A 21325-nucleotide genomic window follows, 5' to 3' on the forward strand; every position below is an offset into this window, starting at 1 on the left:
ATTCCGTCGATATTTACCTTAAAGTTTCCTTAAAAATTCCCAGTAACAGCCATTTTTCACTGAATGTAAGATATAGTAACTCTGAACGAATCTAATCTTGAGGGAGGATTCATATGTATCAATTTCTGATCAGTTTAGTTTTCGCCATCATTCTCGGTTTAATAGTCGGTGTCTTGTATCAGCACATCATGTTCGGGTTATTCATATTTTTTATCACTGCCATACTTCTCGACTTTTACAGCAGATATCAGACTAAAAAGTGATAAATTCAATAGAACTGAGTTAAAAAACCTCTTACATAGCTATGTAAGAGGTTTTCAGATTTCTGCTTTCGGGTCAGGTCCATACTTGTTAGTCCCTCTATTCCCTTTAATAAAGTTGATGATCCGTAAAAATAAGCCGCTTAGCGCTGAGATAATAGCCAGCGCTATAAGGAGAGGACTTGCTTCTATCGTCAGCTGGAAACGAGTCACAATGAAGTCAATCAACACACTGACCATTGTAACGACAACAGCAATTCTGCCGTTCAGATTGATATCCTGCAGACGGCGACTCGCTTGAGCCATGGCGGGTATTAATAGAATTGACGGGAAGATTTTATTCACGAAAAATTGACAATGCTCAACAAAGTTAAATTGCCAGTTTGTCGCTACATCAATCACCAGCGCCACTATGCCGAGAAGTAAACCGATCAGTAGGTTCGCCAGTATATTCAGCCAGACTTCGCTTCTTCTAGCCCGCCCTGAAAAATCAAAACCTTTTGTCCAGAATGCAATGACTGCTTCTTTCATTGTCATACTAGTGGCCACCCCCTACTTCAACCGCGATATCCATATCATCCACTTGAAGGTGGTGCGGGTACTTCCGGAGTTTTTCTGCATTCTGCTGAAAATGAAGTTTGTAGATAATACCCCCTACTTTCTCTTCCACATCACTGTTGACCCCACTGTCATCTTCAAAGGTGAACTTTTCAAATGGACCCGCGATAAATTCTTGCCCCTTAATCCGCACTGGCAGCACCGTATACTCGTTGAAGATATTTACCTGCCTGCTGAAAATATAGAAATGCATATCCGGCGTCTTCAACACCCCGGACAGTTTACCGAAATCTTCTTTCTTGACCGCTTTGACTGCTGCACGCTCTGATTGATAAGATTTCATTTCCTCATTCATACCTATCTTATTATTACCACGGTCCAGCCAGATCCCCTGCTCATTAATCCATATCACACCTTTCTTCAGTGTGGTGGATAGCTGAAGACCTGCTGTACCTTCATCATTCGTTATCAATCTATCCTCAAGTCGATCGCTGTTACTGAATACCCCGCTGCTCAGATGATGCGTTCCTGCCTTACTCTCAATATCCCACGATTTCTGCTGAAACTGGTCACCTACTCCGATGAGATGGAAATCCTTATCAGGAAATGTCAGCTTGACCATAGAATCATCCTGCTCTTCAATGAATCCGGTCAGAAGATAGTGAGAGCGTCTGTAATCTCCACCATGCATCTCCAGCCTCAAATAATGCTGGTCAGGCAACTTATAAAGAGGACTCGCATACTGTTCCGAGGGCCCAAGCTTATCCTGCAGTAAAGATTTCATTTCATTGCTCGCATCTGTAAAATCAGTATACTCACCTTCCGCAAAAGACGAGTCAACACTTGTCAAATGATTGCCAAGCACATAATCTCTTATATCCATGATGATCATCATACCTACAAAAATAATTAAGCATCCCAGTAAGATTCGCTTCATAGTCCATCCCTCTTTTCACAACTAATACCATTAATTTCATATTAATTCCAGAAAGTACTAAATGTCAATCATCAATAAAAATAAACCGCCCCAAAAGGGACGGCTGATATTCTCCAAAATGGCATTATTCATCCTGAAATGTTTTCATTCTAAAAGAGAACGTCTATCTTTTTCCCAGTCATTGCCCGTATAATACTGTTAAATCATTATTTTAGGAAAAAGAGGTTTTAATCATGTTGCAAGCTGTTGTTCACGGCTTTTTGCTGGCACTTGGCTTAATTCTCCCGCTCGGTGCACAGAATATTTTTGTTTTTAATCAAGGTGCAAACCATAAAAGTTTTATAAGGACTCTGCCTGTCGTTATCACAGCAGGACTTTGCGATACATTACTCGTGCTACTTGCCGTATTAGGTGTCTCTCTAATCCTCACGCAATATCCCGCCCTGCAGCTAGCCATTTATTTAATCGGCCTCGCGTTCCTGCTCTATATGGCGTGGTCGTTATGGCATGAGCAACCATCGAATACATCTGATGCACCGCCGATGTCTGCAGCGAAACAGATCAGCTTCGCAATGTCTGTCTCTCTCCTCAATCCTCATGCTATCATGGATACAATTGGCGTCATCGGTACGAGTGCCACGTTATATAGCGGCGGAGAAAAAGCAGCTTTTACGCTGGCTACTATCACTGTTTCATGGCTATGGTTTTCAGCACTTGCACTCGCTGGTAAAAAACTCGGACAAGTCGATTCATCCGGCAGATTTATCATGATTTTAAACAAGGTATCGAGTATCATCATCTTAATCGTCGCATGCATTATCATCAAGAATATCATGACCTTTTTGTAAGCAGGTCATTCAAATGCCGAGGAATACTTAACAGTGCCTTTCATATTCGCAAACCGATTTTCATCTAAAGGCAGCACCATAAAATATTCCTCCGGCACATCAAACGGTGGGTAAATCCCGTAATCACTCGCTTTTCTAAAGCCGAACTTCGGATAATAAGTATGATGCCCCAGCACTATAATGGATGAATAGCCTGCCCTTCCAGCCATGTCAACAGCCTGGCGGATAAGCTGCCTGCCAATCCCTTGATGCTGATAGGCAGGCAGCACAGATAAAGGTGCTAGTGCAAGCGCATGATGATGCGCCTGTCCATCCATAACCTGTATCTTGGACATCATTATATGCCCGACAATCTTCGCATGAGCTACAGCAACGAGAGATAATTCCGGGATGTAAGCATCCGACTCTTTAATCTTCATAATCAGCTCTTGCTCCGTATGATCACTCATCTCTTCATCTTTAAATGCCGCTTCTACCACCTTTTGAATTTCCATCAATTACAAGTTACTACTAGATATCTTTATACTAGCCTAACTATTATGTTTGATAAAGATTGAAGGAGGGGTGCTTGTTTACTCAATTGACGTATTCATCCGCATCCATTACTAAAAGTTCTAACAGACTGTTTGAACCAATCTTTCACTTTATTCTAAAAGATCATAGTTCTAAAACTATCATTGTACATGGTTAAGTCGTTAAAAAGTTTCACTTCATTCTAAAAGATCATAGTTCTAAAACAAAGGCACGATTCTTTCGGCTATTTCGTCTGTTTCACTTCATTCTAAAAGATCATAGTTCTAAAACTTCCATCAGGTCGTACACACCCACTTTATGTTTCACTTCATTCTAAAAGATCATAGTTCTAAAACTGAGTGCTGTACCATACTTCTTAAATCCCTGTTTCACTTCATTCTAAAAGATCATAGTTCTAAAACCAAGCAAGCAGAGAACGTTAATAACTATCTGTTTCACTTCGTTCTAAAAGATCATAGTTCTAAAACTCGTTGAGAAAGAATAGTCCACAAACAGTTGTTTCACTTCATTCTAAAAGATCATAGTTCTAAAACTTGTCGTCCTGCTCAAGACCCTCTGTGTCGTTTCACTTCATTCTAAAAGATCATAGTTCTAAAACAACAGAACAACGACAAGTACTACAAATTTGTTTCACTTCATTCTAAAAGATCATAGTTCTAAAACATAAAAGCGTACATCATGACGCCGACGAAGGTTTCACTTCATTCTAAAAGATCATAGTTCTAAAACATCCAGGTCGTCAGACATAATCTGTCTACGTTTCACTTCATTCTAAAAGATCATAGTTCTAAAACGTGTTAGCACTGTTCGGATATACATTCGAGTTTCACTTCATTCTAAAAGATCATAGTTCTAAAACATAAAAGCGTACATCATGACGCCGACGAAGGTTTCACTTCATTCTAAAAGATCATAGTTCTAAAACTTAATCAGGTTAATGGTTTACAGAAACAAGTTTCACTTCATTCTAAAAGATCATAGTTCTAAAACTTAGAAATGACTTGAGAAGCTACACCCGTGTTTCACTTCATTCTAAAAGATCATAGTTCTAAAACTAGGCTGTATCTTGAAAGCAATCCTGGTCTGTTTCACTTCATTCTAAAAGATCATAGTTCTAAAACCTAGCCGCATATTCATATTCTCATGCATCAGTTTCACTTCATTCTAAAAGATCATAGTTCTAAAACGTATTCAAGACCCGTTGCTGTACATACAGCGTTTCACTTCATTCTAAAAGTTCATAGTTCTAAAACACTCTCTTAAATGTCGTATAAAATATGCCCGTTTCACTTCATTCTAAAAGTTCATAGTTCTAAAACGTGTATAAGGCTTTGAAGCCTTCAAGGCCTGTTTCACTTCATTCTAAAAGTTCATAGTTCTAAAACGTGTATAAGGCTTTGAAGCCTTCAAGGCCTGTTTCACTTCATTCTAAAAGTTCATAGTTCTAAAACACAAATTCAGCGTGTGGCAGGTCGTGACAGTTTCACTTCATTCTAAAAGTTCATAGTTCTAAAACTTGCCATCATTTTTATACATTAACTTTCTGTTTCACTTCATTCTAAAAGTTCATAGTTCTAAAACCGTTCAAACGTAAAAGAATTAGCATATGTAGTTTCACTTCATTCTAAAAGATCATAGTTCTAAAATACAAGTAACGGTAAACCATTGCCGATCTGAGTTTCACTTCATTCTAAAATATCATAGTTCTAAAACTTCTTCGATGATGTAGAGGGTATCTTTCTGGTTTCACTTCATTCTAAAAGATCATAGTTCTAAAACAAGTTACAGACGGCGTTTTCAAACTGAAATGTTTCACTTCATTCTAAAAGATCATAGTTCTAAAACTATAAACCAGCTCCAAAGATTAAACCGTCAGTTTCACTTCATTCTAAAAGATCATAGTTCTAAAACCTAAGTTCTCGCCCTCATAACCTTTTAAAGGTTTCACTTCATTCTAAAAGATCATAGTTCTAAAACGACATGGATTTCTGCTGAATTGTCGGCCAGTTTCACTTCATTCTAAAAGATCATAGTTCTAAAACTGCGAGAATGTGCATCGACGTATTGTACAAGTTTCACTTCATTCTAAAAGATCATAGTTCTAAAACCCACGCTGTGAAGCACGTTCAGGTTTCATTGTTTCACTTCATTCTAAAAGATCATAGTTCTAAAACCTTTTGACGGCGTTCCTTTCGACGCTGGGCGTTTCACTTCATTCTAAAAGATCATAGTTCTAAAACACCTGGCTCGATAAAGGTGCAAAAAAAAGAGGTTTCACTTCATTCTAAAAGATCATAGTTCTAAAACGCATAAACAGTTCAGCGTTTATACGGTTTGTTTCACTTCATTCTAAAAGATCATAGTTCTAAAACCGTACAGAACTGTTCACGTACTTTCTTGCTGTTTCACTTCATTCTAAAAGATCATAGTTCTAAAACATGGAAACAGACGACTGAATTTATGAACGGGTTTCACTTCATTCTAAAAGATCATAGTTCTAAAACGCCGAAGCGCTTTTTGTTGTAAGTTTTAACGTTTCACTTCATTCTAAAAGATCATAGTTCTAAAACACACTATGCATACGTTCATTCGCTTTTTTTGTTTCACTTCATTCTAAAAGATCATAGTTCTAAAACTGTAATCTGAGCTCCTGAACGACCCATCAGTTTCACTTCATTCTAAAAGATCATAGTTCTAAAACATTGGTACAAAGATTGTGCAGCTGAGAAACGTTTCACTTCATTCTAAAAGATCATAGTTCTAAAACTACGGTCTGCGCGACTGTCATGATTGTTTGGTTTCACTTCATTCTAAAAGATCATAGTTCTAAAACTTTGTTTAATATCCATTTCTTTTACTGCAAGTTTCACTTCATTCTAAAAGATCATAGTTCTAAAACTCTGATGTCGTCGAACCTGTTGCATGTGTCGTTTCACTTCATTCTAAAAGATCATAGTTCTAAAACGGTCGTCGTCTCGTTCTTATATTCCAGATTGTTTCACTTCATTCTAAAAGATCATAGTTCTAAAACGGCTTCCTGTTGCTACTTCCATCAATTTTGTTTCACTTCATTCTAAAAGATCATAGTTCTAAAACGTATCGTGTAAAGCAGTTCGTCCTTAACACGTTTCACTTCATTCTAAAAGATCATAGTTCTAAAACTCTATCTCATATCGAGATAGGCGGCTTTTTGTTTCACTTCATTCTAAAAGATCATAGTTCTAAAACCCCGCCATAATGACTGAAACGTTCACAGTTGTTTCACTTCATTCTAAAAGATCATAGTTCTAAAACAACCATACAAAAGAATCACTGTCGGAACAGTTTCACTTCATTCTAAAAGATCATAGTTCTAAAACTTGTTGTCCTTGTATTTAAACGAGTACATAGTTTCACTTCATTCTAAAAGATCATAGTTCTAAAACTGCTCATCAGCAATACGTTGAATTTCCTCGGTTTCACTTCATTCTAAAAGATCATAGTTCTAAAACACTGGCAAGTGTACCTGGTATCGGGAAAAAGTTTCACTTCATTCTAAAAGATCATAGTTCTAAAACCCATATCGGATAGAAATGTTTCGGCAGCAGTTTCACTTCATTCTAAAAGATCATAGTTCTAAAACTGGGTGTACGAGAAGGACGGTAAGTTCTACGTTTCACTTCATTCTAAAAGATCATAGTTCTAAAACTTCTGGTTTCTTAGAGTGGGGGACACGTTGTTTCACTTCATTCTAAAAGATCATAGTTCTAAAACATGCAGATCGTCAATATAAGAAATCTAAGAGTTTCACTTCATTCTAAAAGATCATAGTTCTAAAACGCTAATGACAATGCTTTAACAACTGTTGACGTTTCACTTCATTCTAAAAGATCATAGTTCTAAAACAGCATTTTCGGTCTACGCATCTCACGTATGGTTTCACTTCATTCTAAAAGATCATAGTTCTAAAACAAAGCGTTCATGGTCGATGCCATAACTTTTGTTTCACTTCATTCTAAAAGATCATAGTTCTAAAACAGGAATTGACGAAAGATGAGCGAATTAAGAGTTTCACTTCATTCTAAAAGATCATAGTTCTAAAACGAGATGGCTTTTATAAGTACGTCATCGACGTTTCACTTCATTCTAAAAGATCATAGTTCTAAAACTGCCGTTGCTGCGATTAATTGTTCTTTTTTGTTTCACTTCATTCTAAAAGATCATAGTTCTAAAACTATGGCGTCAACAATCCGACACAACAGAGCGTTTCACTTCATTCTAAAAGATCATAGTTCTAAAACAACGGGATGCGCTCGCGAAGAAGTTGGCGGTTTCACTTCATTCTAAAAGATCATAGTTCTAAAACATTGCTTCGCCCATGTACTCCCATCTGTACGTTTCACTTCATTCTAAAAGATCATAGTTCTAAAACGCTTGGATGACAGAATCCTTCATCTTTCCGTTTCACTTCATTCTAAAAGATCATAGTTCTAAAACAGGGTATACATTTGTATTTCTTTTAAGATAGTTTCACTTCATTCTAAAAGATCATAGTTCTAAAACTCACGACAAGCCATTTAATAACTGATAGTAGTTTCACTTCATTCTAAAAGATCATAGTTCTAAAACTCGCTGCAACGAAGACAAGCATGAATCAGGGTTTCACTTCATTCTAAAAGATCATAGTTCTAAAACCTCCCTTGTAGGTCATCTGAAAGGTGAGCTGTTTCACTTCATTCTAAAAGATCATAGTTCTAAAACCAAAGCCCAGTCGCTCATACAAGCCTCCATGTTTCACTTCATTCTAAAAGATCATAGTTCTAAAACCTCAAATAACGATTCTATCGGTTATATTCTACTCTTTATAATGATAGCAAAACTTTTTTATAGTTAATTTAATTATACACAATTAATATTCATTAATAAATTTGATATAACGCTCATCTTTAATGAAGTAGTTCTTACTAAATTCATTTATAGCAATTTGTCGAATGATACATTCGTCTGGTTCATCAGCTGGAAATATTAATTTAAATTCTTCTCTTACCTGATTTAAATCGTATAATGTCATATTACGTTTACTCAGTGCTAAGTTATCCGTTTCTATCATAAAATAAGGATGATTTGTTACGACTATTGTTGTCATATCATAACTTCTTATTAAATCAATAAATGCTTTGAAATCACTGCTACCTAAATTTGCCTCCGGAAACAATAAGAATAAGATATTTTCTTTTTTCTCATCTTTCAACAAATCGATACAAGCTTTTCGAGCTTGTATCGCATTTAAATTACTAAAATCGTTATGTATATCAATACAAAACAACTTCAGAAACTGTTTAAACTTCAATTGTGTTTCATCTAATTCGATTTGATAGTGTTCATCTTTAATTTTTAACTTCGAAGCAAGTGAACTAATTTCTTTTTCAATCTTTTGATATATCATTCCAATATCTTCATTGCCTAAACAATCTTTTTCGAATTGTCTCAAAATTGCATCTTTCATTTGTTTCTCAGATATTAAATCTAAAGTTCCACAGTTAATGACAATGCTATGAAACGATTTGACATTAACTGTGGTGATATCTTCATCAATCAATTCACTAAACAAGTCATCCCCGTCTTCTTTGGAATTAAGATAATTTAAGAGGTTACGTATAAATTCATTGCATTGAAATGTATCTTCAAATGCAATAGTATTTATCTTCTTTTCATGTATATCAATAACAGCAGACAAATTACTCGCAATCTTCATAGTTCAATCACACGATCTGTTCGTAAGCCTATCATGCCTTGAGGAGGTTCACCTACAAGATAAGTCATTTCACTGAATTGTTTTTCAGTCACTACTAATGTCTGAACCGTTCCGTTCAATGGTACTTCTCTTTGTAATTTATTCATCTGATGAATAAGGGTCCCTCTATTAAAAATCAATTTACTGAAAATAGAATATTGTACTCTGACATAACCTTCATTCGTCAAATATTTTACAAACTGACGATATGCTCTTTTTTCCCTTGATGTTTCAACTGGTAAATCGAACATTACAAACAGCCTCAAATATTTCGCCCCCATGGATGTCCCCTTTAATATTTCCAGCTCGGAAATTTAATGTATTTCTCGTTTCCAGTGGATAAATATTTAAACACACTTTCAACATAAATTTCTATAGCGTGTACTAGATAGTATAATTTGTTATTAATAACTACTTTACGATTTAGTACATCTACTATTTTGCGTTTCTCATCTTTTTCGAATTCGTTGACTACATCTTTTAGCACTATGTAATCAACCAATGGCCTCATGACTTCCATTAAATCAGATGCTAAATTATATAAATTAAATTCATTCCGATGTTTGATTCCGATTTCAGTTAGATAACCTTTACTTACAATTGTTCTAGCAAATATAGCAAGTAGAATTTGATAACCATAATCTAGCCCCGCATTTTTAACGTGTTCAGTTTCACGTGTTATTTCATTGCCAAAAATGATATTGAAGTATACTTTTGCAGCGTGTCCCTCTCTATTAGTAGAATCTCCTGAAGTAATTTCTTCTGCATATCGATCAAACATCGTTAAATCTAATTGTCTAAAGTAATGGTTCAATACTTGTTTTTGATACATAATCTTTTTTTGTATTATAAGTTGCCATAGTCGCTCTTTATGAGATTTCTGCCAGCTCATCTGTTGCTCAATCAATCTAGATTGACGATGATGACCATACACAGAATGGAGGAAGGTTTGTGGTAAGTGTTTCTTGTCACAAATTATTGTCATTATTTTATTTTCTGTTAGAACATTCATCAAATGTCCTGTCATCGTAATATTCGGATTCTCAATTATTAAACAACATATTTCACTTATCGGAACTTGTACTAATGTATCTGATTTTATAACCAAATGATTCATCCGCAGTGACAACTTTGATTCTTTCGTAATAATGACCGTTCTAAAACTCATTTTTTTGACTCCGCTAACTTAAACAGTGATTTTGGCTTGGTAGACTTTAAACCCGTTATGGATTGATATTGAATTTTAGCACTTAATTCTTTACCAAAGAATGTTTTATCCGACATTCCACTTAACCTGCCACCTAAATATTCAGATCGTCCTGCGTTTGCACCGGTAACTTTAAATATTTCTTTAACGCATTTATTAAAATCCTCTAAAGTCATATCTGTTGTTTCAAAGTATCCGATAATTTTTTCAATTTTATCCTCTTTATCTTTCTTAGGTAATATTATTGAATATTCCGTAACTAGCTTTTTAGCTATTGACTGATAAAGTACATTCAACTCATCAGATGTTTTATTAATTCTTCCTTCCATCGTATTCTTTAAATTGAGCTGTTCATCAATACTCATTTCAAATTGGCGTCCATTAATGACTTCACCACTTGAAACGAAATAAGTGGGATGGCCATTAATGTGTATAATATCGCCTTTATGAATTTCGAATAGGTGCTTAGCTTCTACTACGTCTAATTTATTTTCTCTCTTTGCTAGATATAAAGCGAGTTCATCTTTCGTTAAATCTCGGTTCTGATAGCTCTCGATAACGAGTTCATCAAAGATACTATATTTTTCTTTAGTTTTACCATTCTTCCCCTTTTCAATATAGTAAACTGCATGAGACTTCAGTACTTTCATTTCTTTGTAGATCACAAAGTCATTTTTCCCGGATTGATATTTCGCTTGATTCAATTTAGGTGAATATGCTGTTTGTTTATAGAATGCACTTTCCTGTCCGCCGGTTTTTCTTGTGTAATTAATCTTGAAGTTGTCTATATCCATTTTAATTTTTGATATTAACATCTCTCCTTGAGATAAATCCATGTTTGCCATCTTTTTGAAGAAGAAGAAATCATCTCTTCTTCTATTCTGATTTAAATCTTCACCCATTGCCTTCCACTTCTGACGTACTTTTTCTCTCTTAAAGTTGAATTCAAAGAAATCAACGTCTGGATAGATTGCTCGGCCTGCTTGGTAAACGACGCCGTTCAAGTATGCATCAACAGCATGATGACTATCATTTAATTCACGTATCTTGGGTATTTCAAATTTCTTTCTCAATTCGCTTACAAATCTTGATTTCATAGGGATTACTTTCGCATTTGGATATTCTTCATTTAAAAAGTCTCTTACGTGCACGGCTATCTGTCTTGTTTCAACGAGTTGTCTTTGAATAAACCCTTCTTTATCTAATTCCGAAAGAGTCGGTTTCATTAATTTTGCCAGCTTGCTACTACTGATGAGTCCGTTGTCGTTCAGACGTTTCCAGAAACTGATCATGATTCTGCGCTTGTCTTCAGTCATTTTTTCGAGCGGCATTGCATCACCTGACTTATTCTGATTTGCTGATTTAACTACTAGAACCTTGTTGTTGATACTGTCATCTTTAATTAATCTTTGAGGATAGATGTGATCTATTTCGTACAGGCTGTTGGCTTGATCTTTTAGCAGTTTGTCTAAATCTATTCTTTCATGTGTGTACATGCATTTACCGTTTTGTGATAGATAAAGCCACAGTTTATCATTTCGAAAATCAAAATCTTCTTCTTGAGACTCTTCAATAACTTCTTTATATTCGTTTATTGATTTTAATTTTTTGTCTTTGATTAAACTATCCCACTGTTGTTGTCTGGACTTCTGACGTCTGCCTTTTTCACCATCTTCTGTCGCAAACTCCATCACTATATTCTCGGGCTCACCAAATATTGATGTGATCTCACGCACGATCTCAAGGGTATTCCATATACCTTTTTTAAGTGCGGGTGACGTAGCCAGTGCAGCAATATCCTTGTAACGGACTTGTTGATGCTCGATTTGATTCTCTTCAGCAATAAATTCTTTGAAGTTATAATCTTTACTCGTAATAATTTCCATAAAGTTCTGATCAGTTCTTCTCATCAAATCAATCACAGAATAACCTTTGTAATTTTCAGTAAGTAGCTTATTGCTTATTTTTCCCCATCCAGAGTAATTGAGTTTTTTCAAGTCATCCATTTGTTTTCCAGTAAGTTCAGGGTATTTCTCTTTAATTTTATCCTCTAGAATACGCTTATCTTCAAAGATGGTAATCCAAAGAATGAGTTCTTCAATCATCTCATAGTTCTCATCGACATTTTCAAATATTCTTTTCATATCATAATAAGTTGATAATTTTGAAACAAATTTCTTTTCATCTTGTGTGCCGAATACTTTTAGTTTTTCTCCAGGTATGGAAAATTCAGATTTATATTCTGATTTATTCAGTTTTTCTAGCAGCACTTTATTCGTCACTGATTTATTTTTTTTGAATATTTCATTGTAGACATAAGTTTTCACTTCTGGCATTAATCTATATTTCTTATGTTTCGGAGCATTTTCAGGACGGATTTGAATACTATTCAGTTCATTCAGTACTTCCATTTCCTGATAGAGCAAGCTATGTTTCGGTAATACATCTTCATTCATTAAATATGTACATTTATTTGTCATACGCCGGATAAACTTCTCTGCACTGCTTGAACGATTGACTACTTCATTAAAATTCCAAGGTGTAATGCGCTCGTTACTTTCACGCGACATCCAGCCATATTTCTGATTATCAGAACCTTTAACTAAGGGCCCGACATAATATGGAATTCTAAATTGAATAATACTTAGGACTTGTTCAATCATTTCCCCTGTTATTTCTTTATGGAATGTTTGCTGATTTCGAAGTATATTCTCTGCTTCAAATAAATTATTCTGCATTGGAATACTTGAATTATCAACAGTGTTCATAACTCTTAACAATTTACCTTCTTCCAGAAGTTGGAAATAAGGATGTTCTTTGTCGATATGTTTGCTTAACTCTTTCTTTAATTCGTCGTATTTATCTTTAGGATGCTTTAAATAGCGATCAAACAAACATAACTTTTTATAATTTTCTTCACTCGGTAATTTATTATAGTCTCTGATCGACTCTTTAGACGAAACAAATATATCTGTAAATAGTTTTTTGGAATCATCTTTTTTATAAATAATATCTTTAACCGTTTTTAATTCTTCTTTAAATGTTTCATAGTCATTCACTTTAGAATCTGACACACAGCTGGCATCTCTTAAAATAGAATCTAGTACTAATGACATATAAACTTTATTCCCTAGTTCAATAAAATCACGTTGCTCTTGCGTTAATTGTTCACTCATGGACGCTTCGTAATCATCCGCTAAAGAATAAGATTGTTTCTGCTCCTTAAGTTCTTCATAGTTATCCATGCCAGGGAATAGTTCAAATTCTTTAAATTTCATACCCAGCAGCATCTTAAACATACCTGCTAAAGGTTTTTGAATTTTACTTAGTTGTTTAGACCGGTCGTTTCGAGTGAGACCTTCCTGTTTCAATAGATCAAACATCTCTTTTAGATTAGCATCATCCATAACTAGGTTGACTTCATTTAATTCTTCAAACAAATTGATTAGTTGTTGAAAATCAGCAATACCTTCATTGCCTGTTCGCTTACTTAGATCTAATTGATCAAATAAGAAGTGACCACGATATTTGACCAAATGATAGATAGCCATATAGATAAGCTCCGGGGCAAACTTCTTCTTTTCATTCTGCAAAGCTTGCTGTAAATGATAGATAGTAGGATATGTCTTCTCATTCATACCGAGATATTTCAATACCTCTGATAAAGACTTCCCCTGAAAATCCTGATTATTATTTTTCCATTGATGTAACTGCTCGTATTTATAGAATGTTGGATTCTGAACAAGAGGAGCTAGAATTTCTTGAAGTAAGCCTAATCTTTTAATTCTACGATTATATCTTCTTCTTGTTCCTCTTTGAAGACGACGTTCCAGAGCAGTATTAGCTGCTTCGAATGTTAATACACCAATCGCATCTTTACCATGATATTTAAGAATATTGAAGTCTTTATCCATTGCGCTATAGCCAACTGAGGCTGTACCAATATCTAAACTTAAAGTATAAGAAAAATTTGATTTCTTCACATTATCATCTCCTTTGTCTAATAATGTAAATATACCATTATATACTCTTATAGCATATATATTATTTTTAAAATTCTAAATATTTTGTAGACATTTTAATTTAATTCGTTATAATAAAAATTAGAAGTACTTCACTTCATTCTAAAAGATCATAGTTAAGTTAAAATAAGCTTAAAGCGTAAAAGTGATAATTGTATCAACACCTCACTGTGTCAGTGAGGTTTTTTTATTTTTAAACAAAAAAAACCACTTTCCGAATTATTTCGGAAAGTGGTTTCGTAATGCTTACATCATCCCTGGCATGCCGCCCATTCCCATGTCACCCATTGGTGCTTCTTTTTCTGGGATGTCTGCGACGACTGCTTCTGTTGTCAGGAACATGGCTGCGACTGATGCCGCGTTCTGTAATGCTGAACGTGTGACTTTAGTCGGATCGACGATACCTGCTTCAATCATGTTCACCCATTCATCTGTCGCTGCATTGTAGCCGATGCCTGTTTCTGCATGCTTGATTTTCTCAACGATGACTGAGCCTTCAAGTCCTGCGTTTTCAGCAATCTGACGGATTGGTGCTTCCAGTGCTTTTAAGACGATTTTGACACCTGTTGCCACGTCACCTGTCGCTTCGATTTCTGCAACTTTATTGTAGATGGACACCAGTGCTGTTCCCCCACCTGCGACGATACCTTCTTCTACTGCCGCACGTGTTGAGTTCAGGGCGTCTTCGATACGGAGTTTACGTTCTTTAAGTTCTGTTTCTGTAGCAGCACCGACTTTAATGACTGCCACACCGCCTGATAATTTCGCTAAGCGCTCCTGTAATTTCTCTTTATCGAATTCAGATGTTGTTTCTTCGATCTGTGCTTTTAATTGAGAGACACGCGCTGAGATGTTGTTCACATCGCCTTTACCTTCTACGATGGTTGTATCGTCTTTAGTCACGTGTACTTTCGCTGCCTGACCGAGCATATCGACTGTTGTTTCTTTCAGTTCCAGACCTAAGTCGTCTGTGATGACTTGTCCGCCTGTCAGAATAGCCAGGTCCTCAAGCATCGCTTTACGGCGGTCACCGAAGCCTGGTGCTTTGACTGCGACTGCTGTGAATGTACCACGTAAGCGGTTCAAGACGATGTTGGTCAGTGCATCACCTTCTACGTCTTCAGCGACGATTAAGATTGGACGTGATGTCTGTACCACTTGCTCAAGTAATGGCAGTAAGTCCTGGAATGATGAGATTTTTTTGTCTGTGATCAGGACGAATGGATTTTCAAGGTCAGCGACCATCTTATCTGAATCTGTCACCATGTAAGGTGATGCGTAACCACGGTCGAACTGCATGCCTTCTACGACTTCCAGTTCTGTCTTGAAGCCTTTCGATTCCTCGATGGTGATGACACCGTCGTTACCGACTTTCTCCATTGCCTCAGAGATGAACTGACCGATTTCCTCGTCAGCTGCTGAAATAGCACCGACCTGTGCGATTTCCTCTTTGCTTGACACTTGTTTAGAGATAGCAGCCAGTTCCTCTAATGCCACTGCGACTGCTTTGTCGATCCCTTGACGGATACCGACAGGGTTCGCACCGCTTGTGACGTTTTTCAGGCCTTCCTGAATCATCGCCTGCGCCAGCACTGTTGCAGTTGTTGTACCGTCACCCGCGATCTCGTTTGTTTTGTTCGCTACTTCTGCGACCAGTTTTGCACCCATGTTTTCGTATGGATCTTCTAATTCGATTTCTTTTGCGATGGTAACACCGTCATTTGTGATAAGCGGTGCGACGAATTTTTTATCAAGTACGACATTGCGACCTTTTGGCCCAAGCGTTACTTTAACTGCATTGGCAAGCTTATCAACACCTTCAAGCATTGAGCGTCTTGCATCTTCAGAGAATTTAATTTCTTTAGCCATGTGTGAATGCCTCCATTTTTTAAATGTTTGATTATTCTACGATTGCGAGCACGTCGTCTTCAGACAGCACTAAATATTTAGCTTCGCCGACTTTCACTTCAGAACCACCGAACGGTGAATAGATGATTTTATCTCCTACTTTGACTTGCATCTCAGCGCGTGCGCCGTTCTCAAGCAGGCGACCAGGTCCTACTGCAGCAACGATACCTTCATTTGATTTTTCTTTAGCTGAATCTGTTAAGATGATACCACTTGCTGTCTTCTGTTCCTGTTCTTTGACTTCTAAAATCACGTTGTTCCCTAATGGTCTTAACATGTGAAATCCTCCTTAGTGGAATGTATAAGCACTCTATTGGTTCAAGTGCTAATATACTTCTATATTAATCAAAGAAGGTCAAAATTGCAATTGATTTGCTATATAAAATTTTTACTCACGCTATTTTTAATGTACAATGAAAGCATATTGAATTGAAGGAGTTAGCTATGAAATTAAGTCGTCTCTGGGCAGATATCCTCATTGTCCTTATTTACGGGGGAGCACAGATCTCTTCACTTATCCCTGCTGTTATTTACAAAGGCCAGAATCTTTCAGCATCTGAAATGATGATGAAAGTGATTCCTTATATGATCGGTGCTTTTATTCTTGCTAGTATTCTGGTGTATTTCATCAATAGGAGCATCACGAACGAAACACAGCTGGAACGTCTTCCTAAGGAGCGATGGCTGTATACAGTGATGTGGATCATCGCAGGATTCTTTATGGCGCTTGTCGCACAGGCTCTTATGAATATGATTAATATTTATGTGCTGCACCAGCCTGCTGAAAGTCAGAATACGACAGATATCATGACCGTCGCAAAACAGAATCCGCTCTTTATTATCATCATTTCTCTTGCCGGACCGTTTCTTGAGGAGTTCGTCTTCCGTAAAGTCATCTTCGGTGAGCTGTATGAATTCATCCGTCTACCACGCTGGGCGGCCTTTCTGATCGCGGGTACGCTGAGCGGCCTGATTTTCGCTGCTGCACATATGGATTTTGATCATACACTTATCTATCTGGGTATGGCTTTCGTCTTCGCCGGTCTCTATGTGGCGACCCGCCGCCTGATCGTACCGATTCTCGCCCATATGATGATGAACTCATTCGTCGTCATCATGCAGTTTACGATGGGTGACAAGATTGAAGAAGCTGCCAAGCAGATGAAGAGCACCGCGCAAATCATCTGGCACCTACTGATATAGCAAAAGTCTCAGTTCATTTCCGGACTGAGACTTTTTTTAATCTTCCAGCAGTTTAAGGACAGCCATTTTTCTCGCTACTTCACGCATCGTTTCATCTTGCTGCTGCATCCCCTGCTGATACTTGGACAGCTCCCAAACCAGCATCTTGACGGTGTTCACCAGCAGGAAGATATTGAACTCCTGCCTGTAATCCGCATGATTGATTTCAAATGGCAGCAGCTGAAAGAACGTTTCACGATAAGAACGGATCTCTTCTGCAGTCGCATAATCCTGCAGCAGCATCGTGATATCACGGACAGGTGAAGACAGGGCCGCGCGCTCCCAGTCAATCAGCTGAATATCAGTACAATCAAAAATATTACCGCGGTGAAGGTCACCGTGGGTCAGGACGAGCGGCAGCTTCTGATGATAATTTCTGACCCGTAGCGCGTGATAATAGGGGTCGATCGTTGCCATCAGATGAATATTCAGTTCCCCGCAAAGATCGCGCAGCCATACCCGCTCTATCTCATCCAGCGGGTAAAGAGGAAGGTCCACTGCGGCGCGCTGGATGCGGATGACCTTTGCCATGATACGCTTCATCTGCTCTGCCGTCAGATGCTGCCCGGTAAGCGCTGTACCCAGATCTTTCATGACCAGCACATCATTTTCTAAACAGACGACCGGCAGGTCAATCACTGGCTCGAGTTTGCGATAGATATCCGCTTCAGTCACATCAATCAGCTTGATCACCAGGTCACCCGCGCGGTATAACTGGTGAGTTTGCTGACCAAATGATTCAAAGTCCTCCGGTTTGAGCTGAAAACGCTGCGCGACTGTTAGTAGCGCTTGACGCCCCATAAACGTTCCTCGCAGCGCTCAATAATCGTGCGCAGCGCTTTGATACGTGCTGCCTTCTTGTTATTGGCAGGTACAATGACCCAGGGCGCATGTTCTTTAGATGTCTTGTGGATCATCTCTTCACTTGCTTCGAGATAAATATCCCATTTCTCGCGGTTCCGCCAGTCTTCATCCGTAATCTTCCATTGTTTCTCCGGTGTGTTCTGACGTTCCTCAAAACGTGCCAGCTGCTCTTCTTTATCCAGCACGAGGAAGAACTTGATGACGATTGCCCCTTCCAGCGTCAGACTCTTTTCAAAGTCATTGATTTCCTCGTATGCGCGCTGCCATTCTTCTGTTGAAGCGAAGCCTTCCACACGCTCAACAAGCACTCTGCCGTACCAGCTGCGGTCAAAGATCTCGATATGGCCCGTTCTCGGAAGCTGTGTAGCGAAGCGCCATAGATAGTGATAGCTCAGTTCTGTCTCTGTAGGTGCAGAGATGGCATTGACTTCATACCCTGTCGGATCCAGGCTCTCACGGACACGTTTAATATTGCCGCCCTTGCCTGCCGCATCCATCCCTTCATAAACCAGGATCATCGGAATTTTGCGTTCATATAGCGCATACTGCAGTTCACGCATACGTTGCTGCAGTTCCGGCAGTAATTTTTTGTACTCATCTTTCGACATCTCATCTTCCGTATCTTCGAATAAGTCCGTCTCGAAATGCTCTGAGAACTGGCCATCCACTTCTTTTTTCTCATCTTTTTTCTTCTTATCCTTCAGCGCTTGCTCCAGTTCCTTGATGAGAGTCTCATACATCTCATTAACCGCCTGACCACGCTCAGTGTAATTGATGGTGTGCCACGGTGCAATATCCTTTGTCTCGTCCATCAGCACAGTCATCTCATCCAGGTAGATATCTGCCGGGATGGCTTTTTCAAATTCCTGTGCCTTCCAGCGCGTCAGAGGATTCTCCTTGGTCTGCTGGATATGTTCCTGCCGTTTCTTCTCATCGACGACCACATTGAACTTAATCATCCGATAGCCATCGTCAAGGAGCATCTTTTCAAATCCTCTAATTTCCGTCAGCAGAAGATGATGATCCTTGAATATCTCAGGCTTCAGATTATGATGTTTGTAATCAATCAGGTGGGCGTACCAGCTACGGAAGAACAGTGTCAAATCACCGCGCTTCGGTAAGTTCTTCCAGTAAGGAAATAGGAACGGCATTCTCAAGTCTTCTTCTGAGGGTGTCTTCGTGGCGTAGAAATGTGTGTATTTAGCATCCAGCGCGAGCAACAGTTCATTGGCCAGTCTGGATTTACCGGCCGCTGCCACACCTTCGAATAGGACCATGACAGGAATTTTCGCTTCATGGGTCTGTCTGACCAGTTCTGCCACTTTCAATTCTAATGCTTCATCAATTTTCGTCATCTGTCTCTCCTCCTTCTTATTACAATCTCTGTTCCCTCTTTCCGGACGCTTCATGTATCTTAATTTGACAGAATATTGTAATATTAAATTAAGCTTACACAAGGAGGAGACATATGACAACATTCAAAGACTTTGAATATCAACGTCCTGATTTAAATGCAGCAAGAGAAGAGGCTGATCAGCTGTTAAACCAGTTCAGTCATGCAGCAAGTGCTGACGAGCAGATTCAGCTGATTGATAAGCTCAACCAGATCAGACGGGATATTGATACCTATTCAAATATCGCCTATATCCGCGCATCTATTGATACAAATGATGCTTTTTATTCAGACGAAAGAGATTATTTTGATGCGAATGGCGCCAAGATTGTCGCACTGGAGGCTGCTTATTTTGAGGCACTCTTAAGCAGTCCGTTCCGGCCGGCACTGGAAGCTCACTTCGGTCAGCAGCTCTTTGATCTCGCTGCGAACGTCGTCAATTCTTATTCAGAGGAAGTAGAAGAACTGATCAACCAGGAGAACAAACTGAGCAGTGACTATTCCAAACTGATTGCCAGTGCGCTCATTGAGTTCGACGGCCAGGAGCTCACTCTGTCTCAGATGTCGCCTTACACGCAGTCACCGGACCGTGAGACCCGCCTCGAAGCGACGAAGGCTGTCCAGTCTTTCATGGGGGAACATTTAGCTGACTTCGATCATCTCTACGACCAGCTCGTGAAAGTGCGTCATGAAATCGCAGTGAAACTAGGTTTTGATAATTTTATAGAGCTCGGTTACATGCGTATGCAGCGGATCGACTACAATCAGGAGATGGTCCGTGATTACCGTCGTGCTGTAGAAGAGTTCGTCGTCCCTGTTGCGACGAAACTATACGCTCAGCAGGCCGACCGTATCGGCGTGGATAAGTTGAAGTTCTATGATGAATCTGTTCTGTTTCTGAACGGCAACGAAAATCCTAAGGATCATGCTGAGGTCATCCTGGAGAACGGCCGCAAAATGTACAGCGAACTGAGCCCTGAAACAGATGCTTTCTATCAATATATGATGGAACATGAACTTTTCGATGTTCTTGCTAAAAAAGGTAAAGAGGCAGGCGGCTACTGTACTTATATCGACCGCTACCGTGCACCTTTCATCTTCGCAAACTTCAACACGACAGACCATGATATCACAGTGCTGACCCATGAAGCAGGCCATGCATTCCAGGTATATTCATCACGTGATCTAACAGTTCCCGACTATTTGTGGCCTACCCATGAAGCGTGTGAGATTCATTCGATGAGTATGGAGTTCTTCACCTATCCTTGGATGGATCTGTTCTTCGAGAACCCCGATAAATTCAAATATAAACATTTGACGGATGCCATTCAGTTCCTGCCATACGGCGTCGCTGTAGATGAATTCCAGCACGGTGTATACGAGAATCCGGAGATGACACCGGCAGAAAGAAGAGCTCTCTGGCAATCAATCGAGAAAAAATATTTGCCGCATCGTGATTATGACGGCATTATGCCTCTTTCAGAAGGTTCACTCTGGCACCGTCAAGGTCATATCTTCAACTCACCTTTCTACTATATTGACTACACACTGGCACAAGTGTGTGCGTTCCAGTTCTTCAAGCGCAGCCGTGAGGACTTCGCCTCTGCCTGGAAGGATTATCTCCACCTATGTCAGCTGGGCGGCTCATTACCGTTCAATACACTTGTCAAAGAAGCCAATCTCGCGTCGCCATTCGGTACTGGCACACTGAAAGATATTATGATTTATCTTGAAAACTATATCGACCAGATTGATACGTCACAATTCTAATAGAAAAGC

General features: G+C 38.6%; 15 protein-coding genes and 1 CRISPR repeat array. Of the genes, 4 read left to right on the forward strand and 11 right to left on the reverse strand.

Going from position 1 to position 21325, the window contains the following annotated elements:
- The first annotated feature begins 113 nt into the window (after nucleotides 1–113).
- Complete coding sequence (locus QSV55_RS09735; protein ID WP_289650047.1) at nucleotides 114–263, forward strand: hypothetical protein; 150 nt, start codon at nucleotides 114–116, stop codon at nucleotides 261–263.
- 54 nt (nucleotides 264–317) lie between these two features.
- Here QSV55_RS09735 and QSV55_RS09740 read toward each other — a convergent pair whose 3' ends face one another.
- Nucleotides 318–797 (reverse strand): DUF805 domain-containing protein, encoded by a 480-nt coding sequence (locus tag QSV55_RS09740; RefSeq protein WP_289650048.1) that lies wholly within the window; start codon nucleotides 795–797, stop codon nucleotides 318–320.
- 1 nt (nucleotide 798) lies between these two features.
- Nucleotides 799–1755, reverse strand: a complete 957-nt coding sequence (locus tag QSV55_RS09745; protein ID WP_289650049.1) for a hypothetical protein — start codon at nucleotides 1753–1755, stop codon at nucleotides 799–801.
- Between the two features lie 233 nt (nucleotides 1756–1988).
- Between QSV55_RS09745 and QSV55_RS09750 the strand changes: the two genes are divergently transcribed.
- On the forward strand, nucleotides 1989–2603 hold the full coding sequence (locus QSV55_RS09750) for a LysE/ArgO family amino acid transporter (protein WP_133451879.1): 615 nt from the start codon (nucleotides 1989–1991) through the stop codon (nucleotides 2601–2603).
- 5 nt (nucleotides 2604–2608) lie between these two features.
- On the opposite strand, the gene QSV55_RS09755 is transcribed toward QSV55_RS09750, so the two are convergent.
- The 7 genes from QSV55_RS09755 to groES form a co-directional block, all read right to left on the reverse strand.
- Complete coding sequence (locus tag QSV55_RS09755; protein WP_289651072.1) at nucleotides 2609–3097, reverse strand: GNAT family N-acetyltransferase; 489 nt, start codon at nucleotides 3095–3097, stop codon at nucleotides 2609–2611.
- 142 nt (nucleotides 3098–3239) lie between these two features.
- Nucleotides 3240–7943: direct repeats of the CRISPR family, unit length 36 nt; unit sequence GTTTCACTTCATTCTAAAAGATCATAGTTCTAAAAC.
- A gap of 82 nt (nucleotides 7944–8025) precedes the next feature.
- Nucleotides 8026–8871, reverse strand: coding sequence for a hypothetical protein (locus QSV55_RS09760; protein WP_289650050.1), 846 nt, complete (start codon nucleotides 8869–8871; stop codon nucleotides 8026–8028).
- A complete protein-coding gene (cas2, locus tag QSV55_RS09765; protein ID WP_243721475.1) occupies nucleotides 8868–9191 on the reverse strand; it encodes a CRISPR-associated endonuclease Cas2 in 324 nt (107 codons plus the stop codon). Before cas2 ends, QSV55_RS09760 begins: the two co-directional genes overlap by 4 nt.
- Nucleotides 9192–9202: 11 nt before the next feature.
- Nucleotides 9203–10078, reverse strand: a complete 876-nt coding sequence (gene cas1, locus QSV55_RS09770) for a type II CRISPR-associated endonuclease Cas1 (protein ID WP_289650051.1) — start codon at nucleotides 10076–10078, stop codon at nucleotides 9203–9205.
- A complete protein-coding gene (gene cas9 / locus QSV55_RS09775; RefSeq protein ID WP_289650052.1) occupies nucleotides 10075–14100 on the reverse strand; it encodes a type II CRISPR RNA-guided endonuclease Cas9 in 4026 nt (1341 codons plus the stop codon). The genes cas1 and cas9 overlap by 4 nt, the downstream gene beginning before the upstream one ends.
- A 285-nt stretch (nucleotides 14101–14385) precedes the next feature.
- Nucleotides 14386–16008 (reverse strand): chaperonin GroEL, encoded by a 1623-nt coding sequence (gene groL, locus QSV55_RS09780; RefSeq protein WP_289650053.1) that lies wholly within the window; start codon nucleotides 16006–16008, stop codon nucleotides 14386–14388.
- A gap of 31 nt (nucleotides 16009–16039) precedes the next feature.
- Entirely contained in the window at nucleotides 16040–16324 is a 285-nt protein-coding gene (groES, locus tag QSV55_RS09785) for a co-chaperone GroES (RefSeq protein ID WP_133451883.1), read from the reverse strand.
- Between the two features lie 167 nt (nucleotides 16325–16491).
- Between groES and mroQ the strand changes: the two genes are divergently transcribed.
- Nucleotides 16492–17250 (forward strand): intramembrane glutamic endopeptidase MroQ, encoded by a 759-nt coding sequence (mroQ, locus tag QSV55_RS09790; RefSeq protein ID WP_289650054.1) that lies wholly within the window; start codon nucleotides 16492–16494, stop codon nucleotides 17248–17250.
- A 36-nt stretch (nucleotides 17251–17286) separates the two neighbouring features.
- Here mroQ and QSV55_RS09795 read toward each other — a convergent pair whose 3' ends face one another.
- Together QSV55_RS09795 and QSV55_RS09800 are read right to left on the reverse strand one after the other, a co-directional pair.
- Complete coding sequence (locus QSV55_RS09795) at nucleotides 17287–18090, reverse strand: phosphotransferase family protein (protein ID WP_289650055.1); 804 nt, start codon at nucleotides 18088–18090, stop codon at nucleotides 17287–17289.
- On the reverse strand, nucleotides 18069–19508 hold the full coding sequence (locus QSV55_RS09800; protein WP_289650056.1) for a phosphate--AMP phosphotransferase: 1440 nt from the start codon (nucleotides 19506–19508) through the stop codon (nucleotides 18069–18071). Before QSV55_RS09800 ends, QSV55_RS09795 begins: the two co-directional genes overlap by 22 nt.
- 113 nt (nucleotides 19509–19621) lie before the next feature.
- Between QSV55_RS09800 and QSV55_RS09805 the strand changes: the two genes are divergently transcribed.
- Nucleotides 19622–21316, forward strand: coding sequence for a M3 family oligoendopeptidase (locus QSV55_RS09805; protein WP_289650057.1), 1695 nt, complete (start codon nucleotides 19622–19624; stop codon nucleotides 21314–21316).
- Nucleotides 21317–21325: the final 9 nt, after the last annotated feature.

This window comes from Macrococcus bovicus (assembly GCF_030376725.1).
Taxonomy (GTDB): domain Bacteria; phylum Bacillota; class Bacilli; order Staphylococcales; family Staphylococcaceae; genus Macrococcus; species Macrococcus bovicus.